Origin of the sequence: Marinomonas foliarum, assembly GCF_003337275.1 — a bacterium.
Lineage (GTDB): Bacteria > Pseudomonadota > Gammaproteobacteria > Pseudomonadales > Marinomonadaceae > Marinomonas > Marinomonas foliarum.
In genome coordinates, this window is the sequence record NZ_QPJQ01000064.1 from 1 (window position 1) to 5,649 (window position 5,649).

Sequence of the window (5,649 nt, forward strand, 5' to 3'; positions counted from 1 at the left end):
GAAGTGTTTAGGGTTCAAGCAACCAGCCGTAGTGTTTAAAGAAATGTGCTTAGTTGCTTGAAGTGAAAGTGTCGCACTTCGGACTTGAATTCAGGCCTAAGTTGAAAGTCGAAGACCCTGATGGTGCTGTCATTGATGAATTATTAGAGTCGGTTGATTTGAGTTCATACGGTTTGCAGCGTGTGAAACTTAACCACAGTATCTTACTCACCGACCAAGAATCAGAGCTTGATCCGCAAAACCCCAATCCGCGCGGGGCACACGGTACAGATAAAGTGACTGATCCGCTTGATGACATAATTCGAACCTTTAACGAACGCTGGTTTCAGGGTTGGAGCGCCACGCCGGAAGAGCAACGGATTCGTATGTTGAGCATGCGCGATGCGCTGAAGAACCATCCGGATTTTACCAGTAAATACGTTGAAAATGCTGACCCTCACAATAGGGAATTAGCATTTGAAAAAATGTTTAAGGAAATCATGCTACAAAAACGCAAAGACGACTTAGACTTTTACAAGTTGTCAGCAGCCGATCAAGCGTTTAAAACTTCTTTAATAAATAGTCTACGAATGCTCGTCCAAGTGCCATAAGAAAAGAATGCGCTGCATAAGATGATGTTACTGATATTGCACGAACTAATGGAGTGGCTAGGACGCCTAATTTCACATGAAGGTTTGCGATCTTCCACTCCGTACAAGTAGAAATTTTGAACATAGAAGGCATCTGGTAGAGTCTTAATTCTTTCCCTGCTTTGGGACAAAAGGACTCAATGTTGTGGTTGAAAAACTCGAATGCAAATCCTCTTATTGCCTCTGCAGCATTTCACTACGAATTTGAATTTATTCACCCTTTTAGTGATGGAAATGGTCGCATAGGTCGTTTTTGGCAGACACTCGTATTAAAGCGTTGGCATCCTTTACTTGCCTTTTTGCCGGTAGAAACCGTCATCAAAGCGAGACAAGAAGAATACTATCAATCGCTTCGAGAAGCGGACTCTAGATTTGATTGCAGTGTTTTTATTGAGTTTTTGTTATCTGCTATCAATGAGTCACTTACGGAGGCCATTCAGACAGAAGAAAAAACGCGGGTAGAAGTGAAGGATAAAACGCGGGTAAAAACAACAGATCAAATATTAGACGTTTTAAAAGAGTCTCCACACTTAGCCCTCATCGACGTTGCTAACCGAATAGGTCGTTCTGTGAGTACTGTAGAGCGAGCGGTTTCAAAATTAAAGCAGGAAGGGCGCTTAGAGTACCAAGGCTCTAAGAAGAATGGTGTTTGGCTGGTTAGAGAAGTTTAAAGTAGTGGTATCTTATTAAAAATACACCAAGAAAAACCAAGAAAGAGAGCAGACAATGTCGACCAGAAAACCTGAAAAAGTTAAGTCCACCCCTTTTTCCGACTTTATCCGCTATGCCTCAACATCAGAAAAACAAGTGTTTTTTGAGAAAGTAAGAGATTTAGCCATTGAAGATCAGCGGCAAATTATCGTTCAGGCTGAAGAACTAAAGGATAAAAAGGGGAAATGATTTTTCTGACTGCTTCAATGTTGGCTAGAAAGTGGTTGCTTTAAACCAAAGTTAATGTCATTAACCTTTGTTTTTGAAGCAATTCACCTCTTTGATAAGCGACTTCTGATTGATCCTTCAGTTTGTGGGCTAGGGCATGCTCAATATGTTCCTAGGGAAGCTGGTGATTTCACCGGCTATATTTTTAAAAACAGTTAATCACAAAGTTTCATTTGGCGTTTTCAGTCAGGATTGTGGTAGAGTCTTTGTAAAGGGAATTCATGAAAGTTTTACGACTGTAAGGACGCGTTGTGGCTACTAAGCAAGACACTTTATTTCGCACATTTGCTATGTTGCGAACCATACCAAAAGAACCTAGATATAAAGCCACCTCTACTATCCATGCCGCCTTAGAAGAAAAAGGCTTTAAAGTTTCATTGCGAACAGTCCAGCGAGATCTTAACGCAATGACAAGTCATTTGCCGTTATATTGCAAAGAAGGGGATGGCGAATATCGTTGGAGTTTGTCTGCGTCATTTAATGATTCCAAAGTAGGTCTTGATACGCCAACAGCGTTGACCTTGGTGCTTGCCCACGAATACCTTTCAGGACTATTACCACAAATCGTTGTCGATCAAATCACGTCACAATTTCAAGCGGCTCAACAATATCTCAATGCCTTGCCATCTAACCATTACTCAGGTTGGGCGAATCGAATAAAAGCACTTCCCAGTGGAAAAACCCTAATCCCCGCCAAAATTAAACAAGGCATTTGGGAGGCGGTTTCAGAATCGGTATTAGAAGAATACGCTATTGATGTTATTTACCTAAGCCGCACCAGAAACGAACTCAAAGAGTACATCCTTCACCCACAAGGCATCGTTGTAAGGCACAGTGTCAGTTATTTACTAGCAACGGTAAAAGACTACGATGAGGTTCGTCAATTTGCTCTGCACAGAATTCAAAAAGCAGAGCGATCAGATAAACCGTATCGACATCTAGAAGGCTTCAGCCTTAGTACATATATCGATCAAGGAGGTTTCAGCTACCGTCAGTCATCAGACATCAAAAAGCTGCAAGCCAAGGTTACCAGTGAAATCGCCTGGTTACTTTCGGAAACGCCAATCAGTAAAGATCAGGAACTATCCGAAGCGGAAGAGGGTTGGTATTGGCTTAACGCCAGCGTGGCGAATGATCAGCAAACACTCTGGTGGATACAAGGTTATGGTGCTGCAATCGATGTCCTCAAGCCAGTCGAGTGGCGTGATCATATTCATAGTCAAGCGAAAAAATTGTTGGGGTTAGATTTTGAGGTATCCCCACGAATTTGATATAAATAACAATTAGTTAACGTGAGAAGGGAACGTTCATGGCCCTTGGTGATCAATAATTTCGCCAAAAACAACCAAACACGAGAGCCATGAACGCGACCACTATTCTGAACAAAATCCTTCCTCTTGTCAGCCCAAATATGCATAAAACTCGACGCAAGGCGCTATCCGCTTGTGTACTCAGCTTAGCACAAGGTAATCTTTGCACCGTGACGAGTATCGGTCGAGGTATCCAATCAAAAGTGTACGAAAAGCACCGCATTAAACAATCAGACCGATTGCTCTCCAACCCGAATTTACGCCGCGAAGCATTATCGATTTACGCTTATATCTGCCGGCTCTTTCTGATTCAAACGCGTCCAATCATTAGTGTGGATTGGTCTGATTTGGATGCTCGTGGACAACACTTTCTAATTCGCGCCAGCATGGCTTTTGAGGGGCGATCTATTACGCTTTATGAAGAAGTCCATGACAAGCTCACAAAAGAAAAGCCTAAAACACATCGACAGTTTTTAAGCGTTTTAAAAGCACTGCTGCCAAGTAAAGCAAAGCCCATCATTGTAACGGACGCTGGATTTAAGACACCTTGGCTAGAGGAAGTGGTGAAGCAAGGTTGGGATTATGTCGGGCGAGTCAGAAGGCCGCGTAAGTACTATGATAACTCGCTTCAAGCTTGGCGTTGTATATCCACTTTATTCTCAAACGCCAATCAAAAACCTCAGCATCTAGAGCTTAAACATCGCCAGTCGAGTCCGGTCACCAACCAGTTTGTTCTCTACAAAAGCTGCCCTAAGGGACGTCATTCTATAAATCAGAAAGGAAACAGACGAGCTTCCTTGTCTTCACTCACCGCAGCAAGAGGAGCAAAAGAGCCTTGGTTATTAGTGTCTTCTCTTCCAGTGAACCGTCTTTTTGCGAAACGTTGCGTCAGGGCATATGAAACGAGAATGCAAATTGAAGAAGGGTTTCGCGATATAAAAAGCAGCCGATTCGGCTTGGGATTTGAGCTAAGTTATACATTCAAAATACAGCGGTTGAGCAACTTAATGCTGCTAACAACTCTTACTGCGCTGTTGCTTGTTTTAGTCGGTAAAGTTATAGAGTTGGCAGGATATGCGAACCGCTTCCAAGCCAATACACTACGCAAGCGAAGAGTTCTATCACACTTTTACCTTGGGAAACGAGCTGTTATGACACGTTTCCAAATATCAAAACAGGATTGGAGGAATGGAATCAGACAACTCGTCCAACAGTTATCGAAGGGGTCTAAGCATGCGTAATTTTGTGGGGATACCTCAGGGTTTGATTAGAAATGCTTTGTAGCATGATTGTCGCGACACATCCTGACGTTCAAAAACGTATAATCAACATTAGTTGTTTAAAGCATGCAAAAAAATACGCCATATAATTTCATCGTATTGGCTCTTATGTTTCAAATATATTGTCGGTTTAGTGGATATAAATAGTAAAGCAGTTATAGTGTTTTAAAAATCGGGTTAATTAAAAAGGATAAAAAATAACTAAAGGTTTAGCTGTATTTAATTAAAGATAAAGTTGGTATTTAGATCATGAATGACTATATGTATTCTGGCTATTTTTCTTAGTGCCATGACCCAATAGAAGAAAAAGTGTTTATGGTTGTTGGTAACATCAATTAAATCGTAGGAACTTTAGTTAAAACTGGTCACTTACTAGCTCGTTTTCCCCAAAGCGATGGTAGCTGAGTTTTTCCCTTAATATTGAGAATTATATGAAATTGAAACTAGAGAACTAATTAGGAGGATACCCCATGTTTGACCCAACAAAATTCACCACTCCAACCACCAAGCCGCTTCCCGTCGTTTTACTGCTGGATGTTAGCTCTAGTATGACCGGAGATAAAATAGAAAACCTTAACAAAGCCGTCGGGGATATGCTGGACACATTCGCGCAGGAAGAAAAGATGGAAACTGAGATTCTTGTTTCTGTCATCACTTTTGGTAATCAGGTTGAGCTTCATGTTCCCTACACCAAGGCTTCTCAAGTGCATTGGCAAGGTCTGCAGGCAAACGGTATGACCCCTATGGGAACTGCCCTCAAAATGGCCAAGGCCATGATCGAGGACAAGGAGACCACTCCGTCACGTGCCTACCGTCCGACTGTTGTCCTTGTTTCTGACGGTCAGCCTAATGACAGCTGGGAAAGACCGCTGGAGGACTTTATCTCCGAAGGACGATCGTCCAAGTGTGATCGCATGGCAATGGCTATCGGACGTGATGCGGATGAGACGGTTCTCAAGCGTTTTATCGAGGGCACTTCGCATGATCTTTTCTATGCGGAAAATGCTGGGCAGCTGCATGAGTTTTTCCAGCGAGTGACCATGTCGGTGACCATGCGTACCCAATCCAAGAATCCGAACGTGGTTCCGGTCCCGTCGGAGATCAAACTGGACGGAGGCAGTGTCAAGTCGGCTACAGCCGGAAATACAACCGCTTCGTCCGATGATGAAGGTTACTGGTAAACAAAAATTTGGAGGTGAATCATGCCACAGGCAATTGGCGACCCTGATGAACTTGACCGTTTTGCGCAGTCTCTAACGCAGTTCATCGACACGTTGAATGAAGCGGTTAACGGTTTGAATCATAGCTTTGGTGCCCTCGGGGATACCTGGCAGGATGAAAAGCGAGCGAGTTTTGAAGAGGACTATAACGCGCTGGTGCAGCAGCTTTCTCATTTGTAAGCGTCCGGCAAACCACACATTTTAATTATCTTCAAACACCTTAAAGTCTGTTGTCTTTTAAATCAGAGCAACAGACTCATGTTTACCGCGT

The 5,649-nt window shown here is 42.9% G+C and carries 7 protein-coding genes; all 7 read left to right on the forward strand.

Going from position 1 to position 5,649, the window contains the following annotated elements:
• Positions 1 to 68: 68 nt before the first annotated feature.
• The 7 genes from DFP77_RS19140 (at position 69) to DFP77_RS19165 (ending at position 5,558) form a co-directional block, all read left to right on the forward strand.
• Positions 69 to 590 (forward strand): hypothetical protein, encoded by a 522-nt coding sequence (locus tag DFP77_RS19140; protein WP_220235565.1) that lies wholly within the window; start codon positions 69 to 71, stop codon positions 588 to 590.
• Between the two features lie 179 nt (positions 591 to 769).
• On the forward strand, positions 770 to 1,300 hold the full coding sequence (locus DFP77_RS19145) for a Fic family protein (RefSeq protein ID WP_114413774.1): 531 nt from the start codon (positions 770 to 772) through the stop codon (positions 1,298 to 1,300).
• A 55-nt stretch (positions 1,301 to 1,355) separates the two neighbouring features.
• Complete coding sequence (locus tag DFP77_RS19615) at positions 1,356 to 1,529, forward strand: hypothetical protein (RefSeq protein ID WP_181858598.1); 174 nt, start codon at positions 1,356 to 1,358, stop codon at positions 1,527 to 1,529.
• Between the two features lie 290 nt (positions 1,530 to 1,819).
• Entirely contained in the window at positions 1,820 to 2,839 is a 1,020-nt protein-coding gene (locus DFP77_RS19150; RefSeq protein WP_114413775.1) for a helix-turn-helix transcriptional regulator, read from the forward strand.
• Between the two features lie 89 nt (positions 2,840 to 2,928).
• Positions 2,929 to 4,119 carry an IS4 family transposase gene (locus tag DFP77_RS19155; RefSeq protein ID WP_114413776.1) on the forward strand — a complete coding sequence of 397 codons (1,191 nt, stop codon included), beginning with the start codon at positions 2,929 to 2,931 and terminating at the stop codon, positions 4,117 to 4,119.
• A gap of 509 nt (positions 4,120 to 4,628) precedes the next feature.
• Positions 4,629 to 5,339, forward strand: a complete 711-nt coding sequence (locus DFP77_RS19160) for a vWA domain-containing protein (RefSeq protein ID WP_114413777.1) — start codon at positions 4,629 to 4,631, stop codon at positions 5,337 to 5,339.
• Positions 5,340 to 5,360: 21 nt separating this feature from the next.
• Entirely contained in the window at positions 5,361 to 5,558 is a 198-nt protein-coding gene (locus DFP77_RS19165; protein ID WP_258861232.1) for a WXG100 family type VII secretion target, read from the forward strand.
• The last annotated feature ends 91 nt before the right edge of the window (positions 5,559 to 5,649 follow it).

Bases quoted from the DNA above. Each gene is read 5' to 3' on its own strand.
- DFP77_RS19615 (WP_181858598.1), top strand. From the start codon at position 1,356: ATGTCGACCAGAAAACCTGAAAAAGTTAAGTCCACCCCTTTTTCCGAC.
- DFP77_RS19155 (WP_114413776.1), top strand. From the start codon at position 2,929: ATGAACGCGACCACTATTCTGAACAAAATCCTTCCTCTTGTCAGCCCA.
- DFP77_RS19165 (WP_258861232.1), top strand. From the start codon at position 5,361: ATGCCACAGGCAATTGGCGACCCTGATGAACTTGACCGTTTTGCGCAG.
- DFP77_RS19160 (WP_114413777.1), top strand. From the start codon at position 4,629: ATGTTTGACCCAACAAAATTCACCACTCCAACCACCAAGCCGCTTCCC.
- DFP77_RS19145 (WP_114413774.1), top strand. From the start codon at position 770: ATGTTGTGGTTGAAAAACTCGAATGCAAATCCTCTTATTGCCTCTGCA.